This is a genomic window from Parabacteroides gordonii MS-1 = DSM 23371, assembly GCF_000969825.1.
GTDB lineage: Bacteria > Bacteroidota > Bacteroidia > Bacteroidales > Tannerellaceae > Parabacteroides > Parabacteroides gordonii.
Genome location: NZ_KQ033919.1, coordinates 3,745,654 through 3,772,007, shown reverse-complemented (window position 1 = coordinate 3,772,007; position 26,354 = coordinate 3,745,654). Strand labels below are relative to the sequence as shown.

Annotated in this window: 15 protein-coding genes; all 15 read right to left on the bottom strand. The window is 42.1% G+C overall.

Annotation, left to right across the window (positions count from 1 at the left end):
- Positions 1-29 precede the first annotated feature (29 nt).
- The 15 genes from HMPREF1536_RS14230 to HMPREF1536_RS14160 all read right to left on the bottom strand — a co-directional run bounded on the left by HMPREF1536_RS14230 (position 30) and on the right by HMPREF1536_RS14160 (position 26,343).
- On the bottom strand, positions 30-986 hold the full coding sequence (locus HMPREF1536_RS14230) for a FecR family protein (protein WP_028729581.1): 957 nt from the start codon (positions 984-986) through the stop codon (positions 30-32).
- Positions 987-1,083: 97 nt separating this feature from the next.
- Entirely contained in the window at positions 1,084-1,647 is a 564-nt protein-coding gene (locus tag HMPREF1536_RS14225; protein ID WP_028729580.1) for an RNA polymerase sigma-70 factor, read from the bottom strand.
- A 658-nt stretch (positions 1,648-2,305) separates the two neighbouring features.
- Positions 2,306-4,198 carry a glycoside hydrolase family 97 protein gene (locus tag HMPREF1536_RS14220; RefSeq protein ID WP_028729579.1) on the bottom strand — a complete coding sequence of 631 codons (1,893 nt, stop codon included), beginning with the start codon at positions 4,196-4,198 and terminating at the stop codon, positions 2,306-2,308.
- Positions 4,199-4,241: 43 nt separating this feature from the next.
- Complete coding sequence (locus HMPREF1536_RS14215; RefSeq protein WP_028729578.1) at positions 4,242-5,813, bottom strand: beta-N-acetylhexosaminidase; 1,572 nt, start codon at positions 5,811-5,813, stop codon at positions 4,242-4,244.
- A gap of 65 nt (positions 5,814-5,878) precedes the next feature.
- A complete protein-coding gene (locus HMPREF1536_RS14210) occupies positions 5,879-7,591 on the bottom strand; it encodes a RagB/SusD family nutrient uptake outer membrane protein (protein WP_028729577.1) in 1,713 nt (570 codons plus the stop codon).
- A 14-nt stretch (positions 7,592-7,605) separates the two neighbouring features.
- Positions 7,606-10,869: a SusC/RagA family TonB-linked outer membrane protein gene (locus HMPREF1536_RS14205; RefSeq protein WP_225607931.1), complete on the bottom strand. Its 3,264-nt coding sequence runs from the start codon at positions 10,867-10,869 to the stop codon at positions 7,606-7,608.
- Positions 10,870-11,072: 203 nt separating this feature from the next.
- Positions 11,073-12,029, bottom strand: a complete 957-nt coding sequence (locus tag HMPREF1536_RS14200; protein WP_028729575.1) for a FecR family protein — start codon at positions 12,027-12,029, stop codon at positions 11,073-11,075.
- Positions 12,030-12,038: 9 nt separating this feature from the next.
- Entirely contained in the window at positions 12,039-12,650 is a 612-nt protein-coding gene (locus tag HMPREF1536_RS14195) for an RNA polymerase sigma factor (protein ID WP_028729574.1), read from the bottom strand.
- 268 nt (positions 12,651-12,918) lie between these two features.
- On the bottom strand, positions 12,919-15,231 hold the full coding sequence (locus tag HMPREF1536_RS14190) for a glycosyl hydrolase family 95 catalytic domain-containing protein (RefSeq protein ID WP_028729573.1): 2,313 nt from the start codon (positions 15,229-15,231) through the stop codon (positions 12,919-12,921).
- 96 nt (positions 15,232-15,327) lie between these two features.
- The gene (locus HMPREF1536_RS14185; protein WP_028729572.1) at positions 15,328-16,968 is read right to left on the bottom strand and encodes a RagB/SusD family nutrient uptake outer membrane protein; all 1,641 of its coding nucleotides are present in this window, start codon (positions 16,966-16,968) and stop codon (positions 15,328-15,330) included.
- Between the two features lie 27 nt (positions 16,969-16,995).
- Positions 16,996-20,322 carry a TonB-dependent receptor gene (locus HMPREF1536_RS14180; protein WP_081693406.1) on the bottom strand — a complete coding sequence of 1,109 codons (3,327 nt, stop codon included), beginning with the start codon at positions 20,320-20,322 and terminating at the stop codon, positions 16,996-16,998.
- Positions 20,323-20,499: 177 nt separating this feature from the next.
- Positions 20,500-21,507, bottom strand: coding sequence for a FecR family protein (locus HMPREF1536_RS14175; RefSeq protein WP_028729570.1), 1,008 nt, complete (start codon positions 21,505-21,507; stop codon positions 20,500-20,502).
- A gap of 65 nt (positions 21,508-21,572) precedes the next feature.
- Complete coding sequence (locus tag HMPREF1536_RS14170; RefSeq protein WP_044193291.1) at positions 21,573-22,121, bottom strand: RNA polymerase sigma-70 factor; 549 nt, start codon at positions 22,119-22,121, stop codon at positions 21,573-21,575.
- Positions 22,122-22,304: 183 nt separating this feature from the next.
- Complete coding sequence (locus HMPREF1536_RS14165) at positions 22,305-24,140, bottom strand: right-handed parallel beta-helix repeat-containing protein (RefSeq protein WP_044193288.1); 1,836 nt, start codon at positions 24,138-24,140, stop codon at positions 22,305-22,307.
- Positions 24,127-26,343, bottom strand: coding sequence for a glycoside hydrolase family 3 C-terminal domain-containing protein (locus HMPREF1536_RS14160; RefSeq protein WP_028729567.1), 2,217 nt, complete (start codon positions 26,341-26,343; stop codon positions 24,127-24,129). The genes HMPREF1536_RS14165 and HMPREF1536_RS14160 overlap by 14 nt, the downstream gene beginning before the upstream one ends.
- Positions 26,344-26,354: the final 11 nt, after the last annotated feature.

Here is a 26,354-nt window from a genome sequence, read left to right as displayed (position 1 = left end):
TCCATAGGCTATTTCATTTTAAATTAGACTTATTTTATATAGATAATTGAGTTGTCTTCATTTCTTTCAAAAGTATACCGGGCATCCCGCTGCAAAATCCGAAGGGCATTATCCACACCATCTGAAATACGGAACTTGCCACTACATGTATACTCTTCCAAATGCTTATTTTCCACGATAATCTGTATCCCGTAACATTTCTCAAACCGTGTCATCAGTTCATTAAAAGCGACATCTTTGAAACAAACCAGCCCTTCACGCCAACGAAACTGATCGTAATCACTGATAGACGACACCATTAACCGCCCGTCTTTCAAACGAACTTCCTGATCGGGCTTCAATAGAACCGGGCGGGAAGAACTATCGTTGCCTGTCACCTTCACGGAACCTTCCATCAATGCTGTCGAAAAATCATTCGAACCCGAATAAGCGTCTACATTAAACTTCGTTCCCAATACTTCTATATCACACCTCTCTGTCCGAACGACAAACGGATTTTCTACATTATGCGTTACTTCAAAATAAGCCTCTCCATTCAGTTGTACTTCACGCTTCCCACCGGAAAAGACAGCCGGATAAACGATCTCGGAACTGGCATTCAACCACACCAAAGTTCCATCAGGTAATTTCAAGTTCACTCGTTGCCCAACAGGTACAGAGATCGTATTCATTACCGACAACAACTCTTTTTTATCAGCCAGATGGAAATATAACCCGCAAGCTACCGTTATGGCTACCACGGCAGCCACCTTCAGGACTTCACGTACAAATGAATGTGTCCGGGATCCGGAATGTTTCTGCTCCTCGCCTTTCTTTTCTTTAGCATCTTCTGCACTTCCTGCCAAGATCATTGCATCAAAGAATTCACGTTCACTGAACAAATCTTTCTCATTGCCGACAGAAGCATCTAACCAGCGATAAACAGCCTCCTCTTCTTCGCGTGAAGCCAGACCTTCAAAATATCTATATAATGTTTTTTTATCCATTTTTCTCTATTCTATCTATAAAGCGTATAGCTCGGGGATATCCCTAGTGGGAAAATGACTTTTTTGCATGAAATTTTAAATAAATCTGTAAAACAGGTTATTTCATCAATAAATATAAAAATACGGGCAAATAATCTTTTAAAGCGACGCGAAGTACTTTCAGGGCTTTTGTGATATGAAACTCAACAGTTTTGGTAGATATACCCAAGGCTTCTGCTATTTCTTTATGGCTTTGATTATTATAACGGCTTCTGATAAAAACATCACGAGTCTGCTCTGGTAACGAAGCCAGCACTTTGTCTACCAGACTTTGAAGCTCATCTGAAAAAATTCGCTCGGGATTACAGGCCTCTAAAGTTGCGATTCGCACATTCAACCGGCGGGTTTCAATATTTTGCAGGTATTCGGCAAAATCTTCCCGCGTACGCATCTTACGCAAATGATCCAGACATTTATGTTTCACGACAGTTAGTACATAGGCAAGAACGTTCGAATGCCCGTCCAGATTTTTCCTGTTTTCCCAGTAATACATCAAACTCTCGACAGCAATATCTTCTGCTGTCATTTCATCGTCCACGTACGTCCGGGCAAAATGGGTAAAGCGCCCTTTGTAGTTCGTAAACAAGTAGTTAAAAGTTTGTATATCTCTGTTCTCCTCCATAATAATATCACTAACGAAAGGCAAAGATAAAAGAAAATCGTATCAACGTATACTTTATGTACAAAAAACATTAAGGCACTAATCTTTGTACACAGTAAAGCCTGCATTCTGTTTATCAAAATGTCATTTTACCCCTATCACCAGCAAGCTGTATATACCCCAACTTGAGTATACTCTTTTTTATTTAACTATGAAGAAGATCAGGAATACCATTCTTCTGTTTTTTACACAACAAATACAGCCTTTTATTCTATTTTATCAACATCAAGCAGACAAAGCGATTTAATAAAATCATATCCTTATAAATATGTCGTTCAAATTATACACAATATTTCACCCCTTCCAGAAAATAAATCTGCTAAAAAGCATGGATTTTAGCAGAAGAAAAGTTCGAAAAAAGAGTTTTCCTGATTACAATTAACAAAAATTCAGCTTTAAACAAACTTCAACTTTGTTTAAACAGAAAAAAATCTCGTTTTAAACGAAGTTGAAATTCGTTTAAAACGAGATTTGCGAAGTGTTGCAAGCAATACATATGTTAAATATTGTATACCACACCATTCTAACTTGGTTATTACAACCAATACGCGAGTTACAAAAACAAGCCTAAACCCATCATTATGATATTTAATTCACAACAATTCATCAAAAGTGATATTTAGAAAGCGGACAAGGGAGTGAGATACAATACACAACCACTATTCCCCTCTATATCCAACGTCAGTTTTTCCTGTCCGTGCAGTTTAATTTCTTTTACGCTAACCACATCCTTTTTCTTACCCGGAGCCTGATAATATAAAGTCGCTTTATACCGGGATTGACTCTTCAACATATCGAGCGGTAATGTAACCTGACGTTTGTCACCGGCATTCAAGATGCTGACATACCAATCGGAAGCAGAACGGCGGGCTACAACCGCATACGAATCCATGTCTCCTTCATAAAAACGGGTATCATCCCAGGTTGTAGGTATTGAACAATAAAAATCGGTAATAGCATCCGTCTTAATTACAGATTCGACAGAGCCTGCACCACCTGTACGAGCAGGTGCCTTATAAGGACGATCATACCAAAATATAAACTGCCAGGGGCTGTAAATAGCAATACGCTTAGCCAATTGAGCCGCACGTCCGCCCATCTTTTCAGTAACCCTTTCGGCAAAGAAACAGTTCGTGTAATCGCCAGCCCCACAGATCATGCGATTGTATAATGTATAAACAGTTTGATACAAAGCCGGACTTTCCTCATCCCCACGAATTCCTTCCTGCGTAATCAGGTTCGGATAGGTACGGGAATAACCGGTCGGACGATATTCGTCGTGGACGTCCACCATCAGTTCATATTTGGCAGCTTTGCGAATCGCCTGATGCAGCCAGGCCGTCGCATATTGGTCGCCTACATTCACAAAGCCGAATTTGAGACCTTTAATACCCCACTTTTTATAAAGGGGAAGGATTACATCCAACTGTTTATGCAGGGCTTTCTTGTTCACATATACAATGATTCCCACGTTTTTAGTGTCGGCATATTCTATAACCTTCTGCAGATCAAGCGGCCCTTTGGAACGCGCCGGATCAACGGTAACTGTTGTCGCATCCGAAAGCGTATCTTCTTCCGCACCGTACCAGCCGGCATCGAACTCTACATAGGCAATATTATTTTCTGCGGCAAAGTCGATCGCCGCCAAAGAACCGGCTGTGGTTAAAGTCACTTCACGAAGTACTTCACCCGGTCTGATCCAACTGGTATTCTGAATCTGGTTCGGTTCATTCAGGTTCAAAACAAAATCGTTGTTCTGTACCAGTTGTCCCGGATGCCAAGCTACCATCACATAACGCCAGGGAGAACGATAACCGGCCAGATCGAGGTTCACTTTGCCGGACAAGACGGACTGTACGCCTATCCCCTCTTCACTCTTACCTAGCTTCATGCGGGAATAGTCAACCAAAGCAGCTTCACCGATAGCGACAAACCGTCGGTCGTTTACCTGTATTACTTGCGGACGATCTGCTACCCCTTGTAATGCTGTCAGTTTCGTTTTAGAATAAGCACCTTGTGCCATACCGGTAACCCAAGTATCACAGTCACGATTAAAGAGGAACTGTGTTTTCTCTGCCGTTAACGTACAATTCCAGAAATCCAATGTATCGAAGGCATAACGGAAAGCCAAGCCTTCATCGTAAAGACGCACGAACAATGTCATCTCTTTTTGGTTTTCATCCGATTGTAACGATAACTCCAACTCATTATACCTGTCCGTTACAAGAGAACGCTCTCCGTATACAGGCTGCCAGGTTTGATTGACCGTTTTTCTAGCTTGGTTGATTACCAACCAATTACCGGCCAGAATATCTTCCTCCAAATCCAACTGAAGAGTTTTCACATCTACAACCTTATCTCCTTTTTCAGATAAACCTATCTGCACAGATCGACCTTCTACCCGGACTTCTGCATTCAATATTTCCGAAGGGCTTTTCAATGGTATTACAGTTTGTGCGCAAACAACAACCGACTGTAATAAGACAGCTAATAAAACAATTGTTTTTTTCATGATATGATTACTTTCACATTTAACTTCTAATCTCTCAATATCTTTATCCATTCTTCAATGTATCTTCCTTATCCGGAGCAAAAGGTTCCGGTGTAGAAGAAGGATCGAACAAATTAAAATAATAAATTCCTGATTCACTCAATAAATCCAGATAATATGGCAATTTCCTCAAAAACATTCCATAAGATTTCTTGCCAACAGGTGTCCAGGCAGCCTCCGCAACAGCCAATAGGCGTGGAAAAGTCATAAAATCAAGCCGTTTTTTATCTGCAATACGTTCTGTCCACATCGAATACTGAATACCTAAAATTTGTTTTTCATAACCTTGTACCAGATTAATCAGCGGTTCCGGAAAACGATAGACATCTTCCAACATATTATAGCCATCCCAACGACCCATTCTATGAGTCGGGTATTGAACAAAATCGCCATACATTGGCAACCGTGGTGTCATAATAACTTTATATCCGCGCTCAAGCGCCTTCACTAATTGATATTTACGATCATGACGCCACCACATAACCACAGCCTTTTCGGGAGATACCTCTGCATCGACAATTTCATCCCAACCAATCATAGTCTTCTCTTTTGAGGCGACAATATCAGCTGCACGACGAACAAAATAATGCTCTAACCCTGTCTCATTAACCAATTTATTTTCTTTTATAAAATCCTGGATTTCGGGATCTGTAAACCAATTCTGATTACCATAATGAACCTCATCGCCTCCGATATGAACATAAGGAGCTGGAAATAAACCGGCAACTTCATCCAAGACATTACTGATAAATTCGAATGTTTCTTCTTTACAGGGATGAAAGGTAAAACCATCCCAACGTCCTTCGCCACCGCCTGAGATTTCAGGATAAGCACGACATGCAGCAGTTGCATGTCCCGGCATATCTATTTCAGGAACGACCATGATATGACGTTCGGCAGCATAAGCAACCACCTCTTTTATCTCTTCTTGCGTGTAAAAAGAAGGAGCAGCTTTCGGGTCATGCCAGTTGCCAACAGCGCCTATTGTAGTCAGTTTCGGATAACGTTTTATTTCTATGCGCCATCCCGGTTCATCTGTAAGGTGCCAATGAAACACATTCAAACGCAAAGAAGCCATAATGTCCAGATATTGCATCACTTTCTCTTTCCCGAAGAAATGACGGCTCTCGTCCAACATAAATCCACGCCAGGCAAAACGAGGATTATCCTGAATCCGGCAAGTGCTTATATTGCCCTTATTAAAACGGATCAGTTGGAGTAAAGCCTCTTTAGCATAAAAAAGACCTGATTCAGAGGATGCACAAAGCCTTACCGTATCTTCTTTTATATCCAATACATAAGACTCAGAAGGCATGCTTAGCTCCGGCTCCTGCAAAAAGAGAACAATTCCACTCTTTCGCTTTTCCGGCAAAGATAACTTTCGCAATTCTTCCCGGAAGTCTTTGCCCTGTTTGTCTGCATATATTCCGTGAGCTATAATTTCAACATCTCTGCTAAAAACAAAGGATCCGCTTCCATCCTTCAGTATAGCAGGAGTAGGAAATAACATTTGTTGTGCACAAACTAAGGAAACAGAAAACAACAACAATACATTTATAAAAAAACATCGCATCATAAATCCTCTTTATTATAATACCTAAACAATCTATTGCCTTTACAGACACAATCTATTTATATACATTAATATCCTTCATTCTGAACTAATCCACCTTCCTTATTTGCTTCTATTTCCGAGTTAGGGATCGGCAACTTATTCAGATGGTCATCCAGTTTATATCCGGCCCGAATAACCTGTGGATTATATCTCATCAGATATTCCGACAATTTATTTGTACGCATCAGCGTGTTGATACGGAAATCTTCCATACACAATTCACGGGCACGTTCGTCCAAGATCAAATCGATGTTGACATCACCAGCCGTAACCGGAGTAGCATGCGCACGTTCGCGAACAGCATTGATATCTTTGGCAGCTGAAGCCAAATCCCCTTTATTCATATATGCCTCGGCACGCAACAGGTAAGTCTCAGCCAAACGCATGATATACCAGTCTTTGTAAATACGACCGTTATCATGCCATTCTTTACTTGTGGGATCCTGGAATTGACCGTGAGGTATATCGCTTACAAACTTCATTAACATAGGAGCTTGCCAGTCCATTTGCGAAGGAGTAGCCATTGTTTCGGCAGTCATAGGCTGACCGTAGAAACGGCTTTCAGGATTCGTCCAATAGTGTACCCGCTTGATGTTGTACAAAGAGTTACGCATGTCACGCTCCCAGTCGTCTTTATATTCCCAAATCTGCTTGCCCATATAATCGCTGGCAAATGCAGCGGCAGAAGGACGACCGTTCAAGACAGCTTTCAACCAGTTGGCGTTGCCGTCGAGGTCTCTCCGGTTCCACCATGTCGGGCTAAACCAGCGTTCCAATGTGAAGTTACCCCCCCATTGACCGACATTTCCGCCGCCTTCGAGATTTACATCAAACTGTACATTCCAGATACATTCCATGTTACCATCCGTACGATTAAAGTTCCCTTCACGGAACAAGTCCCACCAAACATCACCCCAAGGTTCTTTTTCGCCTTGGTAATCATACCCTTCGAATGTAAAATCTTTCAATTTACCGAAACGTTCAGTCATTAAATGCATAGCCGGATTGTTGATCGCATCTGAAGCTTGCTTAATGGCACCATCGTAATCCTTCAAACCGATCAGGATTTCAGCCAACAGATGTTGTGCAGCCACCTTAGAAGCGCGACCTCCTTTCTGATCGTCTATATCAGGCATATGCTGAATCGCAAATTCAAGGTCTTCCTTACACTGCTTGTAAAGTACCTCTTGGGTGGAATTGGTATAATTGAACTGGGGTTCAGTGGTCTCTTTCAATATCAACGGAGCTGTTCCCCACATATTAGCCAAGAAACGATAGGCAAAAGCACGTAAGAACTTCGCCTCACCTACAACGGCATTCTTCTCTTCCTCCGATTTCCAACGGGCAACCTCGGCATCGGCACGGTCTATAATTACATTACAACTGTAGATATAAGAATAGAAACGAGACCACCAGGTCTTAGACATATCATTATCTCCATTCAGCTGATTCCAGTAATAATATTCAAAGTAGGGCCCGCCCAAATCCCAGTGTTTCATATACAGATCAATGTCCAGACCGGACAACAGGTCGTAGTTATTAAGAGCATCATTCTCGGCATAAAAATTGTTACGTATATTCCTGTAGATATCCGCAAGGGCGGATTCGAAGCCTGCCTTGTCCACATAGGAGTTATCCGGCGTAAGGAAGTCTTTCGGACTTTCAGTCAACAAGTCATGGCAAGAAGTCAATGATCCGGTTAACAACAAACCTATAAATAAATATTTAATAGTTTTCATTTTCAATTAGCGATTTAGAAGTTGAACATTAATGTCATCTGATATGTACGAATAGAAGGCAAGGCCTGATCATATACGCCCTGATCCGTTTCAGGATCCAGTCCGTCCCAATGCGGGGCAAACGTAAAGAGGTTATCCGCACTCACGGATAAAATCATATTATTAAAGCCCGCCGGCTTTACAAAACGTGACAGATCATAGCTCAAAGCCACTTTCTGCAATTTGATAAAACTGCGATCGATATATTTTATACCTTGATATGCTGCATTCTTATAGTCCGGACGAGGATACTTGGCACCTGTATTTTCAGGAGTCCAGTAATCATATATCGGGTGGTTGATATTAGGATTATTCGCATAGCCATCATTGTAAGGTGTATTCTTTTCAGAGAGATAATAGCCATTTCCTCCCCAAACGGAGTTGAAGTAGAACATCAAAGAAAACTCTTTATAATTCAGGGTATTTGTCAAACTCCAACGGAAGTTGGGGTTTGTGTTTCCAACAAATTGACGATCCTTATCCGAAGTGATCTTACCGTCGCCGTCCACATCTTCCAAAATATAATCTCCGGGACGCATACCTTCCATAATGGTTCCATTATCGACATCGCTTTGCTGCCACATGCCACTTACTTTATATTTATAGAGAGTACCTAAAGACTTACCGATAAAATAGCCGGAACTAATCAAATCGTCTTCCTTTCCGTCGCCGTCATTATCATCTCCATAAATAGAAACGACTTTATTACGGTTCAGAGAAAAAGCGAAGTCTGACGTCCAACTGAAATCGCCACTTTCAATATTCAATGAATGTAAATTGATCTCCACCCCTTTGTTCCGGATCTTTCCAACATTCGACAGCATACTTGTTTTACCCGAAATTCCCGGCAAAGTCAAGTTAAACAACAAATCTGTCGTGTTCGTGGCATACGCATCGATACTACCGGACAGGCGATTATTCAGAACAGCAAAGTCCAAACCGAAGTTGAAACCGGTCGTTGTTTCCCAACCTAAATTATTCAAGGCAAAAGATTTGATATACTGAGTAATTGAATAAGACGGATCACCTGCAAAAATGTATTTATCAGTAGCCACTTTTGCCAACGTGCTATACGGACTGATAGACTGGTTACCGTTCGAACCGTAAGACAGGCGAAGCGCCAGATTATCCACAAATTTAACCGGCTTCATAAAAGCTTCATTCGATATATTCCAGTTCACACCACCTGAAGCAAATGTACCCCATTTCTTACTGATACTAAAAGCTGAATATCCGTCACGACGTACCGTTCCCGTTAATGAATACCGGTTATCGAATGTATAGGTGGCACGTGCCATCATACCGATAGCCCCGCTTTCACCGGCAGAGGTAGTCGTCTTCTGGTTCTTCCCATCCTGTAAACTATTATCACCCAGGATAGTATTGTCGAAGTTCTCTGCATAGGCTTTCGTTTCTTCCCATGTGCTGCGTTCACGTGAATATAATAAAGTAACATCTACATTATGCTTGCCGGCAAAAGTATTGTTGTACTTGATCATGTTATCCAGCAACATATTGTAATCATTATTCAATTTACGTTCACCCTTACCATTCTTACCCAGGCCTTCAGTGGTGAATTCGTTGTCGAAATAATATTTCTGAGACCAACGTAAATTGTTTGAATAGACCATTGAATAAGAAAGGCCTTTTACCCAAGGGATCGTGATCGTTGCATCCAGGATAGCACCCAAGTTGTTGTATTTTTCCGTATCGCTTGAATGCATGCTCCAATAAGGACTTTGAAAAGATGTCGTTGTCTGTGGAAACTGCAAATAATCACCGTTTTCATCATAAATGGAAGCAAAAGGACTAAAATGAGTCGCCTGTTCCATTTTAGGAGCACTACCGGATAAGTCACGGATGCTATAATTACTCTTTACGCCGATCTTCAACCAATCGGTCAAATGCGTATCGATATTGATACGACCGGAGAAATTCTTATAAGTGTCATTCATCAAAACCCCCTTTTGATCCGTCATATTAGCAGATATATAATAGCTGGCCAAATCAGAACTGTTTGAAATGCTGACATTCGCTTTCAGGTCATAAGCATTTTGGCGGAACATATCGTACGGGTCTTTCAATGTCGGCCGATGGTCGGCAGTAGCTTCATAGTTTTTCTTTTCTTCCACTTCCAAATAGTACGGGATTTTGTCGGGATCCGCTTCCATACCATTCAGACTACGAATATCCAGCATACGCTGTAAATACCCCGGAGCATCGTACACTTTCAAACGCTTCATTTCGTTACTGATACCATACGATAAATTCACATTAAAGTTGGGCTTATTGTCTTTGCTACGTCCCCGTTTAGTCTGAATCAAAACAACACCATTAGCAGAACGGCTACCGTAAACAGCTGCTGCACTGGCATCTTTCAAAACTGTAAATGATTCGATATCGTCAGAGGGAATATCTGCCAAATCTCCATTAAAAATGGCACCATCCACTACTATTAACGGTTTGTTACCATTATCTTCGGCACTGTTACGAGTAGAATTCTGGCCACGGATAGAGAAAGAAGGAGTACCGCCAGCCGTATTGGTTCCGCCAATATTTAGTCCAGGCATACTACCTTTTATTGTTTCGAGCACGTTGTTCGTCGGAACGATTTTATATGTTTCCAACTTCGCTTTAGAGATAGAACCGGTAATGGCCTGTCTGTTCTGCGTTCCATATCCGATTACAACCACTTCATCCAGAGCCAGGGAATCTTCAGATAGTCTGATTTTATAGGTTGTCTGGCTCCCTATGGCTATCTCCTGAGTTTCATAACCTATATACGAAATCAGCAAAGTCATGCCCTTAGAAGCTTCGAGACTGAATTTTCCATCCATATCCGTTATTGTACCCGTTGTTGTTCCTTTTATTGAGACATTCGCCCCAATAATCGGCTCATTGTTATCATCGACAATCGTTCCGGTAATCTTGACCGGGGTTGCACTTACCGTCTTCCCTGCAGCCAGATAGATTTGATTATCTTCTCTTTTCTCATAAATCAAACCGGTACCGTTCAATAATTTAGCCAGTGTCTCTTCTATCGGTTGATTATTTACCTCCAAGGATACTGTTTTATCCAGACCCGGAAGTTGGTTACTGTAAAAGAAACGGTAGTCTGTCGTCTTTTCAATAGTACGTAACGCCTGTTTGATAGTTTGTTGTTTTACATTGACAGTAACCTGTGCAAATACTGAAGTAGTAAGAAAGGCAGACAAACATATAGCCCCTACCTTTTTCATAATCTTTCTTTTTTGAATAAAGGAAGAAATAGTTTCTGATTTTTTATTCATACTTTTGTGTAGTAAATAAAGGTTATTAATTAAGAGCAGTAATTTGTGAACATCCTACTCTTTTGATTGATTAATCCGAGGGAAGGTGTTGCAAGCACTTTCCCTTTTTGTTTACATGCGTTTTCTATGCCATATCGATAAATATTAAAAGGTTAATCACTATAAAGTTCTATCACATCCTCTTTTTTCTTATAAGAGATAGAAGAGGTAAATTGCAAAGCATAAAGCGTAGACTGCAGGCTGGAATTTTTTAAAGTACCGGTAAAAGTGATATCATACAACTTATCGCTTTTGATCTCAAACTTCACATTGTAATTACGCTCCAGTTGTTTGACGATATTCAGGATCGGCTCATCGTTAAACACCATTTCATCGTTCATCCATGCAGTAAATAACCGGTCGTCATCTTCCTTTTTTTTCGTCATTTGAATTCGGTTCAATGAATAGACTGCCACTTCTCCCGGACTTAAATTAAGCGATTGGTTCGGCGACGTGACAACGACAGAACCTTCCGACAGATAAGTAGTGATATTTTCATCCTCCGGATAAGCCTTGACATTAAACGATGTTCCCAAAGCACGAACCTGAATCTCCCCGACTTTTACGATGAAAGGAGATTGGACATCCTTTGCCACTTCAAAATAAGCCTCACCTATTAGCTCTACCTCGCGTTGTTTCCCGTTAAAATGTTCCCCATAACATAATTTGGAGTCAGCATTCAAATGAACTCTTGTTCCGTCCGGCAGGGAGATATCCGATTTTTGTCCCTGACCTACTTCTACGGTCATATCTTTGTATTTGGTTAACAGCCTGTTTTCATTCCAATAGAATGAGGATACTGCAACGGCACCAACTATAGCTGCATAGGTTGCTATCCGCATAAAAAACCTTCTGACATTTATCTTTACCGGCTTAACTGTTGCATTTATAGCCTCAAAAATTCGCTCATCCACCGACTCAGGTATATTACCAAAGGAATGATCCCAGATTTCGTCAAAATCATCAGCCCATCTATCCGGGTCGTTCACCAGTCCGGCTAACTGACGTTTTTCACTTTCGGTAGCCTTATTGTTGTAGAATTTATCTAATAGTTCTAATTGTCTGCTCATAATATTTCTTTAATATAAGAATGAGAAAATAGGATAAAGCAATAAAACTATACCATTTAGCAAATCATTTCTATTCGCTTTAAGCTTCTGGGTAAGGAACTTTGTCGACTGCTTCAAATGACTTTCCACGGTATTTTCCGAGATACCCAGCTGGCTGGCTATCTCCTTTTGTGAAAGGTGCTCGATATGCTTCAAACGATAGACTCTTTGTCTTGCGGGTGGCAATAGGGAGATAATACGTTCCACTTCCTCCAGCAACAGATTCAATTCGACTTCATTCTCCACACAATTCTCTGTTTCCCTGACATTCTCGATCTGCGAGATCATCAACTGCTCCTGGATACGTTTTGCCGTTTCTTTCAGGAACAGGTTGCGGGATATCTTTTTCAGATAACCCTGAAATGAAAATTCAACCACAATCTTTTTCCGGTTCTCCCAAATGATGATAAATGTCTCCTGCACAATATCTTCTGCCATCGAATAATCGCCATGTGAAAGGCGGATGACAAACTGAAAAAGAGTATGTTTATATCTATTGTAAAGCTCAGTGAAAGCTTTAAAGTTATCAGATATGATCTCTTCCATCAACTGTTGATCTGATAACTGTCCAATCTTGTGCATTCGTGGTATTTTTTCTATAAATGATACATTGCATTATTACCGAATCTATATTAAGGATACTATACCGTTATAGTTTCCGTGACTCGACAATAAATATTTAACATTGTTTTACATTATAAACTCGCGGAGATGCAAATATAAAGGCAGCTATCACTATTAAAAATAGCAAATAGCTGCCTATTGGGTGGGTTATTATTGCAATCCGAGATCAGTTCTTATTGTCAGAGGATATCCGGGCAACGATACCATACATCTCCCTTTCTACTCACTATTGATTGGATTGTAACAGTTTTATTTCCTCACCGGGAGAAGTCTCTATCTCAAACTGTTTTGATTTATAAATTTCTTCTGTTCCGTCAGCATGGACAACAATACAAGCTGTATCCCCCCACGGATTTTCGATTTTACATGTACGTCCTTTTTCACTTATTAGCGTTACGTATTCAATTACATTATTCTTACAGGAAGACGAAACGAGGAAAGCACCGTGAGCTCTCAGATTTCTGAAAGAGGCATCTTTATCTTTCGGCCATACAGGAAACAAACGGATCACTCCTTCATATCCCTGTAATAACATTTCGTTGATACATGAAGGTACGGCACTCAGGGTTTCTATTCCTCCGCCACTCTGCTCGATCCATAAGTTTGGCAATGCCGTTTTCGTGATACGTTTTCTCAATTCATCCAATAAACTTTCACCATCATATCCCAAGCGAGCTGCCGATGTAAAATAAGTTTCAAATCCATTTCCCAGATTCTCCCAGCCGGAATCTTTCCATCCGGTATACTTCACCGTATCCGTATTCCAACGATATACCTCATCCAGCAATATCCCGGCAAATGCAGCATCTGTTACTGATCCACAAACACCGGAAGGGAAAACCAGGCCATGCATCATCACCCTGCCAAATCCGGGAGCGGTACGGCTACCGGAACCGGAACCACCTTCGCAGGCTTTGATCCGTGTAATGCCATTGATCTCTACTGTCGGTATTTCACTCAGGTGATTCAAGATATGTTCCCATTTTTCTACTTTATCGGCATCTGTTTGAAGAAATCGGCTCATCTCGATAATACCGGCAAACAACATACGGCACAAACCCAATGAAACAGTAGGATTGATATCACCATATCCTTTTTTATAATCTTTTCCTTCCCAAGGGCCAACTTCCCAGAAATTGTCATTATAGCTGACATAACGGCCATTTTCATACACCAGGTAATCTTCCCAGAAATCGGCAACAGAACGGATAAACGGATATACTTTTTCCGCATACTCCCGGTCATAAGTGTGATAAAAGCGCATGAACATATTCGTAGTACAGAAAGCGGCATCACTTTTTTGTCCCAGGAACATATATCCGCCTTCAATTCCGGTCTCCGGAGTATTATATTGCTTCATCATATCCTCAGAGGTCAGAGGGAACATACTTGAACAAAAACCTTTGGGGCCGATTCCTACCGGATAATATACACCTTTTTTATTCAGGAACTCCTTTGCATGCGCTCGTCCTTTTTCCATATACTCCAAAATAGGAGTATCGTAAGGTTCTGCCAATCCGATATGGTTGGATGAATATACTCCCCACCAGGGAGCCATATGATTATAATTCAGATGGTAATCGCCGGCCCATCCGTTTGCAGTAGCATCCATTGTAAGGCTGGTGCCCCATAATCCGGGAGGAAAAGCCGTATTCCGGCTGCAACAAGCCAAAAGGTAATGTGAGCCATAATAATATTTTTCCAGTATAGGGTCACCCAGTTTTACCTGCGATTCATTCCAGAAGGAAGTCCACCATTGTTTATGGGCATCAGACAGGGAGTTCAAGTTTTTCTTGTCGAATGATTTGATACATTCCACAGACTGGTCGATATAAGCCTGCTGTTCATGGTTCGTACAAAACGACAGGACAATCGTCGCCTTTTCTCCTGCAGCCAACAAAAGTTCGGATGCATCCTCCTTGCCCAATGCTTTCATTCCTACAGCCACCCCCGTAGGCCATTCCAACGTCGTCCCCTCAAATTTACGAACATACCAGTCGATACCTTCTTTACGGCCATTTTCCACTTCTGCATCCATGCCTTCTTCCATCATAAAATTCAGGTCAAAATGAACAGGGGTAGTTCCGGCCTGCAGTTCTATGACAGCTACATTCTGTGTTGCTGCACACCAGGCCCGTAACTGGTATGACGATCCGTCCGGTTTCGCAAAAGAACCGTTGATGGTAGCATCTGCAATTTTCTGTTCGACCTGGTAAGAAGCTCCTTTCATCTCCGATGATGAAATTTGTAACTGTCCCACATAACAGACTCCTCCGTTTGGATAACCGTTCTGTGCTTTCCAGAAATCATTCTTAGAGAAATAGAATAACTGCTTGTCGGGAGTTCCTCCTAACACCATTCCGATATCACCATTTCCACAAATCGCCCCATCGGGCACTTTATTTGTCGGAGTATTCGAAGGCGGAGTTGACCATTCTCCTTTATAATCCGGAAGAAATTCAACCACAGCTTCTTCTTTCAAACTACAACTACTAAACAGGAGTATCAAAGCCAATAGTTTATACGAAAAAACATTCATAAATTCATGATATTAGTTGTGACATAAAAAAGGCCGTTGCGACATGTTACGGTAAACGATTAGCTCACCTCCATTCAACAACGGCCTTTTATTTAATTATTTATAAGCAGGATCCTGTATCAAAAGACCATTTGCTTTATCTATTTCTGCCTGCGGAATCGGCCAGAACATAAAACGATCTTCATATTTGGCTGCCACCGTATATAGTTTTTCCTGCGCAACAATCGCCGGAACATTCTTCAGTTCATTCCATTGTTTCAACTGGAAGTATCTCCAACCTTCAAGAACGGTTTCAATGCGCCATTCTTTACGGATTCTATCCCGTAGTTGTTCTTTAGTCAAACCTTGCGGAAGCTCCGGCTGGCCAGCCCTTACTCTGACCTGGTTAATAGCGTCGTATGCTTTAGCCGTCGGCCCATTCGCTTCATTTTCTGCTTCTGCCAACATCAGCAAGACATGTGCATAACGCATCAGGTTAAAGTCTGCCCCCACAATTGAATTATAGGGTTTTTCATCCGCTGTAAACGGCTGGATAAAACGGAATACACCAAATCCGGTAAAACCTGGTTCGCTGTCGTAAATTACAGCATTATCCGGATAACCCGGTAACTCGGGAAAACGGTAAACAGTAGAAGGAATAATGCTAGCACTCATACGTGCATCACGATTGATAAACAACTTTTCACGTTCTGCACGTACAGCAGCTTTGTCTGCAGCCGGTGAAGTAAGCAAATCTTCATTTACCGGCACTGTTAACGGAGATTCTCCCCAAGCTTTACCATCCGTACATTCGTAAGCATCCACCAGGTTACGTTGGATCATAGTACAGCTCCAGGCACAATAAGCCACATTCGCACTATTTGTCAGGTCGGGAGCAGCATAACGTGCTGAGAAAATCATTTCTGTCGAACTCATCTGCTGTGATTCAATAAATGCAGTTCTCAAGCTCTTATCCAAGGCATAGCCTTTTACATTTTCGCAATATTCAATGACTTTCTTCATTGCTTCCGGCTTAGCAATACCTGTCGGTATACCGTTATCATCAGAGTAAGCATTAAACATTTCCACACGTGCCATATAGGCATAACAAGCACCTTTGGTAAAACGTCCCGGAGCATCCATATAAGTAGCATCATTGAGTGCAGCTGCTGCCTCAGAGAAATCTTTCATTATCTGATCGTAAATTTCTTTACGGGAAGCTTTTGGCTGATACTGTTCTTCCAACGAAAGAAAGTTTGTAAATACCGGAACCTCCTTATAACAGAAGAACAACCAATGATAAAAATAAGCCCTCAATGCTTTGACCTGCGCTATCATATAGGTACGGTCTGTATCGCTGATATCAGTTCCTTCATAAGCATTCAATTTATCCATAAACAAATTGCAACGAGAGATTGCCTTGAATGATCCGTTAAAAACACCGGATACAAAACCATCTGTTGTCGAATAGATATCTCCCATGATCATTGTTTTCGTCTTGCCATACCAACCATCATCAAACTGACAAAGAGCATTATCCGTCAGGTTATCAAAGCAAGGTCCCATATCTGAAGTAAACCCATTATCAATAATAGATGAGTAACATGCCGTTAGCGCATAATCAAAATCTGATTTTTTCTGCCAGAAAATAGATTCAGACGGACTGGAAGGAGGATCTTTCTGTAAGAAGTCGCTACAGGAGCTAACCGTCAATCCGACATAAATCAATCCTATATAAAATAATATTCTCTTTTTCATTTCTTTATCTTTTAAATTTAGGTCACATTAAAAGTTTATATTAACGCCTACTGAACAAATTCTGTTCTGTGGATATTCAGCAGCAATGCCATCTTCTTTACGTTCCGGATCCAATCCTCTGAATTTAGTAAATGTCAACAAGTTATCTCCGGAGAAATAGAATCTCAGACGTTGAACGGCAAATTTGCGGGTCAACTCACTTGGCAACGTATAGCCAAAAGTCAAATTCTTCAGACGGAAATAAGATGCATTTTGTAAAAAGTAACTATTGGAACGCAAATTCTTTGTTCCCCCCATATCCTCAAGATAGAGTCTAGGGTGTTCGGCATTGTACGGATTTTCTTCCGTCCACATATTCTTCACATATTCTTTTGTAGGTGCAGAGCCCTGTCTGAAAGGCTGAGCTCCCCAACCGTTAATATAAAATTTCTTGTTAGCTACACCCTGGGTTAAAAGTGACAGGTCGAACCCTTTCCAAGATGCACTGACGTTGAAACCATATTCAAAACCGGGATATCTACCATCAATAACCACACGGTCATCATTATCGATTACACCATCGTTGTTTACATCACGATAGCGTAAATCACCCGGCTGTGTATTATCATTAAACTGCTTAGGAGCATTTTCAATTTCTTCTTTGGTAGCAAAGACTCCGATGCAATCCAGCATATAGTAAGAATTGTAAGGAAGTCCCTCTTCTCGTATTTCCTTACCATCTTTTTCTACTACACCAAAGTTGACCAATTTGTTACGGCTTCTATCGAAATAAGCACCCACAGTATAATTCAAACCAGCCAAAGCTCCGTTTTCAATAACATCGTTCCAATTGGCAGACAACTCGATACCTTTATCCTGCATCGTTCCATTATTAATGATCGGTGCATCCATACCCAACAAACCGGAGATCTGAGATTTTCTCAAAATACCATCCGTCTCTTTACGGTACCAGTCGAATGTTACATTCAAACGGTTGAAAAGTTGAACATCGGCACCCACATCAGTAATTGTAGTTTCTTCCCATTTAATATCCCGGTTAACATAAGCCGTTTGGAAATAAGCTGAAGAAATATTCGATTTGTCAAATGTATAAGACTTTACTTTGTTGATCATAGCCTGATAAGGATATAAACCGATTTCCTGATTACCTAATTTACCCCAAGATCCTCTTATTTTTGCATTACTTAACCACGCCCAATTCAGATCTTTCATAAATTGTTCTTCAGTCAGACGCCATGCAGCGGAGAATGAAGGGAATAATCCCCAACGTCCATCCGGAGACAGTCTCGATGAACCATCATAACGAGCGTTCGCTTCAAACAAATAACGATCTTTAAAATTATAATTCAGACGGAAGAATCCGGACATCAATGCCCACTCTTCTTTCTTACCTTCATTACTCCAGTTTGGAGCACCTAACCCGGCATCAATAGTAGGCAAGTCGAACGGATAGTCACGACGGTAAGCCACCAAAGTCTTATATTCATTGGTTTCCTGACTATAACCGGCCATCGCTGAAAAGTTATGTGCCTTGTTCGGAGTCGTAAAATCGTATTTCAAGTATGTATACAAATTGGTATAGAATGTTCTGAACTCTTTTGCCTCGAATCCGGGATCCCCCTGATTATCTGACAACTCCCCTGTATGGAAATTATACATAGGTACGCTACCACCGATCCAATGCTCTTCTCTTTCATTGTTTTGACGCACGGCACCTTTCGTATACCAGGTCAATCCCTTTGCCAAATTGATTTCCAACCAAAGTTGGGCATTTACATCTGTAACATTGTTTGTATGACGGCGCAAGTTCTCTTCTATAATTACCGGCATACTCTTGTTATTCAGCTCAAAACTATAAGCTTTGTGTGCCCAACGTCTTACGCCCGAACCATCGTCCGGCATCCACGGTGTATAAGTCGGGGCTTGAGACATGGTTGAAAGCATGGCATCCGAAGGTGAATAGCCGTTATACTTCCGATCCCCCTTCATTAGATTGGCATATAGACCTACCTTCATCCATTTGGTGGCCTGGCTTGTCAAGTCTAACGTCAGGTTGTATTTCTTATAATTAAAACTCTTCAATGTACCATCTTGATCCATATAATTTAATGCCACATTATAGGTCGTCTTATCTGCTGTTCCAGCCAGGCTTAAATTATGATTTTGAGCAAATGCCGGATTAAACATATAATCCAGCCAATCAAAGCTCGGATAATGTTCATCTCCATTAGAGTTTTCATACTTCTCAATCTCACTCTCCGGATACAGGCCGCTAATTCCCGAATTAGTCTTAGCGATGTTAAACAAACGCATATATTCCGGAGAATCGGTAACTAAATCAAACATTTTAGAAGGTGAGTGAGAGGCAAAGTTTCCATGATAAGCGATATTGACTTTACCGTCGCTATCTGCACCTTGCTTTGTTGTAACCATTATGACACCATTCGCTGCACGTGCGCCATAGATTGCCGCAGAAGCCGCATCCTTCAAAACAGATACACTTTCAATCATACTTGGGTCTATGTTTGCCATCTCCCCCGGAATACCATTGATAAGAACCAAAGGTTTAGCGCCGTCACCTGAGAAAGTTCCCACACCACGTACTTTTATAGTTACATCTTCAGAACCCGGTTGTCCGGAACCTTGAACAACACGAAGACCCGGAACCTGACCTTGCAACATGGTCGTAGCATTCGCTACCGGACGCTTTGTCATTTCCTTACCTGATACAGCAGTCACAGCACCGGTCAGATTCACTTTCTTTTGTGTGCCGTAACCAACCACAACGATCTCATCCAACGACTGTAAATCATCCTTTAACACAATATCCAAACGATTTCTTCCTTTTAAAGGCAGTTCGAGGGAAACGTATCCGATATAAGAAACCTGAATGATGGCATCTTCCAGTACTTCCAGCATAAAATTACCATCGATATCGGTAATTGCACCAACAGTCGTACCTTTTACAGATACATTAGCACCGATAATAGGCTCTCCATTCTGGTCTTTAACCGTACCGCTGATTTTTTTCGATTGGTTACTTTGGGTATTCCCCGGTAATTTCAAAATAATTTGTTTTCCTACGATCTCATAACTGATTTGTTTCCCGGCAAGGGCTTTTTTCAAAATAGCATCCAGACTTTCCTGACGGGCATCTACTGTGACCTTTTGTGACTGGTCAACCGTCTGATCCAACATAAAGGTGTAATCCGTTTTCGTCTCTATCTGTTTAATAAATTGCCTCAGTGATTCGTTCTTAACGGATAGATCAATCTTTACACTTTGGGCATAAGCAGAGTTAAATAAAAATAATGTGAATAAAACAGGAAGTAACTTCCATTTTAATTTAAACATACGTAATAGCTTTAAGATTATAAAATTATTATATCTTTGCCAATTGTATATCAACTACTTATTCAGTCAATTCTGACTGAATAACTCACAAGTATATATATACTTCGAAAGGCATGGAGATTAGGGGTCTCTGTGCCTTTTACGCATAAGGCATGATACGTTCAATAAAAAAGTATCTTATTTATATCTGATCGTCACCTCCTTTCCATTCAGTTTATACTCTATAGGGGTTATCTTATTAATCATCTCCAACAATTCCGTCAGAGATTCTGTCTTAACCGTAAACCAATAAGCCCTGGACGGATCGATATTCGATAATGTAATATCCACACCATACCAACGTTCCAGTTTTTTCCAGACCTCATCCGCAGGTATCCCGTCAAACTTCAACAAGTTATGATGCCAACTGGATTCGATCTCTGCATCACAGGCCTCTACCTGACAGGATAAATTATTCTTCGAAACCGTTGCGATCTGATCCGGAGACAGATAGGTTAGCACATGCTGGTCGTCAGCAGATAACAGGCTGACCTTACCGCGAAGCAACGCGACCATGACATTTTCCTCATCGGTATAAGCACTTACATTAAAGGCCGTACCATGTACTTTTACATCGACGGCTCCCGTCTTTACAATAAAAGGATATTGTGTGTCCTTCTTCACATCGAAGAAGGCTTCCCCTTCCAAGCTAACAATACGGTCAGAGGTACTGTATTGGTAATTATAGGACAAACGCGATCCGGAGTTCAGCCAGACAAGCGTACCGTCGGGAAGGACAACCTGAGATTTTTGTCCGGAAGGTGCCAGGATCACATTTTCAAAACGCGAAGCCTGCCAGGATCCATCCTTATTGAATAAAAGGGATAAAGAAAATCCCAATACTAAAGCGATAGTAGCTGCAATACCTGCAACACGAATCAACAGTGAACGGGTATATAACGGGACTTGTTCCACCTTTCGCCGGATACGGTCTTGTATCTTTCCCCAGACCATTGTCTTATCCGGTATCACATAGGCGGATGTATCTATACGGATGGCCTCCCACTGGTTTTTCAAATTATCCAGTATGACACGATGCCCGGGAGATTCGGCAAGCCAACTGCTTACCAGCTCTTGTTCGTCGGGGGAACATTGCCGGGAGAGGTATTTTGCCAATAGTTCGTAAGGTATATCTTTTGTATCCATCTTCTGCATTTTGTACAGTAGACACATAGACATCCCCTAAACCCCTAAAGGAATATGAATATTTTTTATTTTTCCGTTAGTTTCATCAAAAGGAAGACTAAAGTGACGGTTTCATCCGAATGGGTTGTAAGGTATTGACGTATCTTTTTCAACGCGATCCCCATCTGGTTTTCAACCGTTTTTACTGATATTTCTTTTACCTGGGCTATTTCTTTATAACTCAGCTGCTCCTCCCGGCTCAGGATAAATATTTCCTTGCATTTCTCAGGCAGGGATTCGACAGCCGCTTGTAGTAACCGGTAAAACAGTTCACGGTCTACACAATCGGCAGCTTCGCTTTTTTCCAGTTCTATGCGGGCCCACTTTTCGAGTAAAACAGTGTGGTTCTCTTTGTCGCGTAAGTAATTCAGCATACGGTTGCGGGCACTGTTATAAAGAAAGGTTTTGATATATTGGATATCCTTTCCTTTATACTCTTCCCATAGAACGACGAAAACATCCTGTACAACTTCCTCTATCGCCTGGTTATCCCGGGTATAGTAATTCAGAAAGCGGCATATAACTTCAAAATAGTCATTATATGCTTCTTTGAATGTCCTCTCATCAATAATCATGACAATATAGCTTTTCCTGTGTATATAATAGTATATTAGACTTATCAAACGCGATCCCATCGCAAAAATAAGTAAATAAACAATTATACAATCAATATCCTGATAAAATATAATAAAGCTTACAGGGATTGCTCCTAACAGATATGAATACGGAGCAATCACCTGCAAGCTTAAGGAATATTTCTATCTTTCCAACAGGAGATCTCTTGAGAAACGAATATTCTTTTTCTTCATATTTTCAATCCGGATATTACGCCCCGGCACATCGCCCTCAAAGCTTGTTCCTTCGATGACTACCCGGTTACATCCATTCAACAGAAATGTATTTTTATTTCCGGATGAGGGTTGTAATTCGGAAGTACGGACAATCCGGTTATCCTTAAACAACAGATCGGTTGTACTCTTGGCATAGAGGATCGGATAATCGAACGTTTTAAACGTATTATTCTCTATCCGGACATTCCGATGCACCGGGCGATTCGGTTCGATCGCCGTGTTTGAAGGGTTCAGTGCTATGATCGCATTACCCGGCCCTCCCTGATAAGCACAATCGATAAAGGTATTATTCCTGATCAGTACATCGGATACCGGGCCGGACTCAAACCATCCCTCGGCATCCCCTTCTATCAGGATGGCACTCATACCTGTTTTATAGAATGTGTTATTCTCAATAACTGCCTTACGGGGAGTAGTGAGCAGCAGGCCACGGGTACATGTCCGTGCAAAATAGTTGTTCCTGATATCAACTTCGGGGGTACAAGTCATATTCTCAATACAATCCAGATTCAACTCCATATCTGACGGAACAGGGTTATCCAGACGAAGCTCCACTTCCCTGTCGGAAAGCCTTTTAACAGATAACACCTTAGCCGAAGCATACCGTTCCATCCGTTTTGCCCTTACAAATGCGATTTCATCTCCTTCATGGAAAGCAGTAAAGCCATAACTCTGACCATGCATAAAACGAAGTTTCAATGTCTGAGTATCCAACTTTTCGATAACCCGCAGGTTCGTTCCATGTATATTGATCGGATCATCATGGGCTCCTTCAAAACGGCAGTCGGCGATACTGATCTTTCCACTGCAACCGGAGAAATGCATCATATCGGCAGAGGCAGCCAATATTCTACCACTCCCTTCCGGCGGTACACAGTGAACCTGATCCATTGTAATATTTTTCACAAACTGATTCACGATTCCCAGTCCATGCATATAATGCATATTAACCTGACGAAGGGTTATATCACTACTCTCCACAATAAACATGCCGACCTGATCACGGATAACATCACGAATTGTCAGGATATTTCCTACTTTCGGTCGGAAATCGGACGGAGTAGAAAAATGAATAATACCCGGAGCTAATTCTTTAGCCTCCGACTGTGACAAGATTTTCCAGCCGGTGCTGTACCGTGAGGTTTCATTCTCTGCATCGAATTCGTTACAATGTATCAAATTCGATTTCCATCCTTCTCCAAAGATATTTATCCTGCCTTTCCGGATCTCATACCAGGAATCCGGGTGGAGAGTAACAACCACTCCGTCTTTCTCTATCCGGGTATAACAGATCTCCGACGCAGTAGGTCGTTGAAAATCCGTACTGATATTCTGAAGCCTGATATTCTTACAATGGTCGAACACCATTGTGATCATTTTACCATGATACATCAACACAGAACCGTTCCCCTCGATAGTCAGGTTCTCCATGTCTTTAAAAAGCAGACCTATCGTTTTGATCTTAGAAGGGCATTCCGATTCTGTCGATGTATTGGATATAAAATATTCAGCACGGGTTACCCCTTCGGGCCAGATATCATACCGGCCTTCCGGAAAAGACAAGACCTTCGCTCCGGTCTGCTTGCAGGCATCAATAGCGGCCTGCAAGCCTGTTACTACATTCTCATATGTATCCGGATGTACTCCAAAGCCGGATACACAGACTGTATCTCCTTGATCAGCTTTCATTGTATGAACCGACAGGAGCAAAAACGACAGTAACAAATATTTAATATACGACATAGGAGTCTCCTTCTATTTTCAACTCTCCGAAACTTCCTTCTGATTTATAGGGTTGTCCCCCACCGATGTACAATTCAACCGAACCTTCTTTTTCAACAAGGTTTCCCTTCTCGTCCACCAAAGCCAACTCTTCGGGAGAAAGAGTGAAGATCACCTGCCGGCTTTCCCCTTTATCCAGATGGATACGCTTAAAACCTTTCAGAGCCCGCAAGGGAACACGGGTGTTACCATTCTGCGGATGAGACACATATAGCTGAACAACTTCGTCACCGGCGCGTTTACCCGTGTTGGTTACCGTTGTTGCCACCTGGATACTTTCCCCTGTTTTAACGGTCGAATTATTCGTTAATGGAGCATACCCGAATGTCGTATAACTCAATCCGTAACCAAACGGATACCTGACATCTCCCTTAAAATAACGGTACGTACGGTTTGCCATCGAATAATCTTCGAAGTCGGGCAGATCACTATCGTTCATATAAGTGGTGAGCGGCATACGACCCGCCGGATTGTAATCTCCGAAAAGGACGTCGGTAATGGCATCACCGGCAGCCTGTCCGCCATACCAGGCCTGAAGGATCGCGTCGGCATTGCGGCTTTCCCAATCGAAATTCATCACGGAACCGGACATATTTACCAAGATCAACGGACGACCTGTCTTTTTCAGTTCTTTCATTAATTCCGTCTGTACAGGTGGCAGTTTCATCGTTGTACGGTCACCGCTGGCAAAACCACCGTAACCGGCAGCTCCGGCATCACCGGCTTCCCCCTCGTAATCGGCACTGATACCACCTATAAAGATGATAATATCAGCTTTCTTCGCCTGGGCGGCTACCTGGGCAAAGGAAGGTGCCCCTTCGAGTTTTTGAACGATCCCGACACCGGTAAGCGTATCGATCTGAATACTACTACCGAAACGTTTCTGCAAGCTCTTATACGGGGTAATGATCTCACTCGGCGTACCGAAATAGTTAGCCAACTGCGTACTTCCGTTATCCATATTCGGGCCGATCAGAGCAATACGCTTAATCTTGGAAGCATTCAACGGCAGGATATTCTTGTTATTCTTCAGTAATACCATTGATTTCTGCGCCATCTCATAAGCATGTTTCTTATGGGCATCGCTTTCGATCACTTCCCGGCCGATAGAGGCATAAGGAACCCTACCGGCAGGATCGTACATACCCAGTTTGAACTGTATCTCGAACAGGCGGGCCAGAGAAACATTGATCTCTTTCTCGGAGATCAATCCCTTTTCAACCCCCTGCTGTAATTTTTGATAGAGGTTGCCACATTCAAGGTCTGTACCGTTCAGTACGGCATCGACTACCGCTTCCGTATCGTTGCTATGCGTTTTATGATACTGGGCGAAGTCGCTGACTGCCCAACAGTCGGATGTAACGTAACCGTTAAACTTCCACTGGTTACGGAGAATGTCCTGTAACAGCTCATTGTGACCACAACAGGGAGTTCCCTCAAAACGGTTATAAGCACACATGACACCGTGTACTTTCGCCTTGGTCACCAATTCGCGGAAAGCAGGCAGATAAGTATCCCACAAGTCATACATGGAAACGCGGGCATCATAGGAATGGCGGTTATGCTCAGGGCCGCTATGAACGGCATAGTGCTTGGCACAGGCCACAGCCTTCAGGTAGTACGGATCGTTACCTTCCAGGCCGCGAACGATTGCCGATCCCATTTTGGCCGTCAGATACGGGTCTTCCCCGTAGGTTTCTTGGCCACGTCCCCAGCGGGGATCACGAAAAATATTGATGTTGGGTGTCCAGTAAGTCAGTCCGCGATAAATATCTCCGGTCTTGCCTTCCCGCAAGTCTTCGTTGAAAAGGGCACGGCCTTCCGAAGAGGTCATGTCTCCCATCTTCTGAAGGGCTTCCGGATCGAATGTGGCAGCCATACCGATCGCCTGGGGGAAAACAGTTACTTTTTCTTTTGTACGAGCCACTCCATGCAGGGCTTCATTCCACCAGTTATAAGCAGGGATACCCAAGCGGGGAATAGCCGGGGCGGCATGTTTCATCAACTGGACTTTCTCTTCCAGAGTCAGCCGGGAAATAACATCCTGCACACGTACATCCAAAGGTAATTCCGGATTGCGGAATGGATAGTCATACGTTTGTGCCGTCAGGCCGCCCCAAAAGAGAGCGGCCAGTAACATGATACTTTTCAGTTTGCTTTTCATGTGATTGCCTA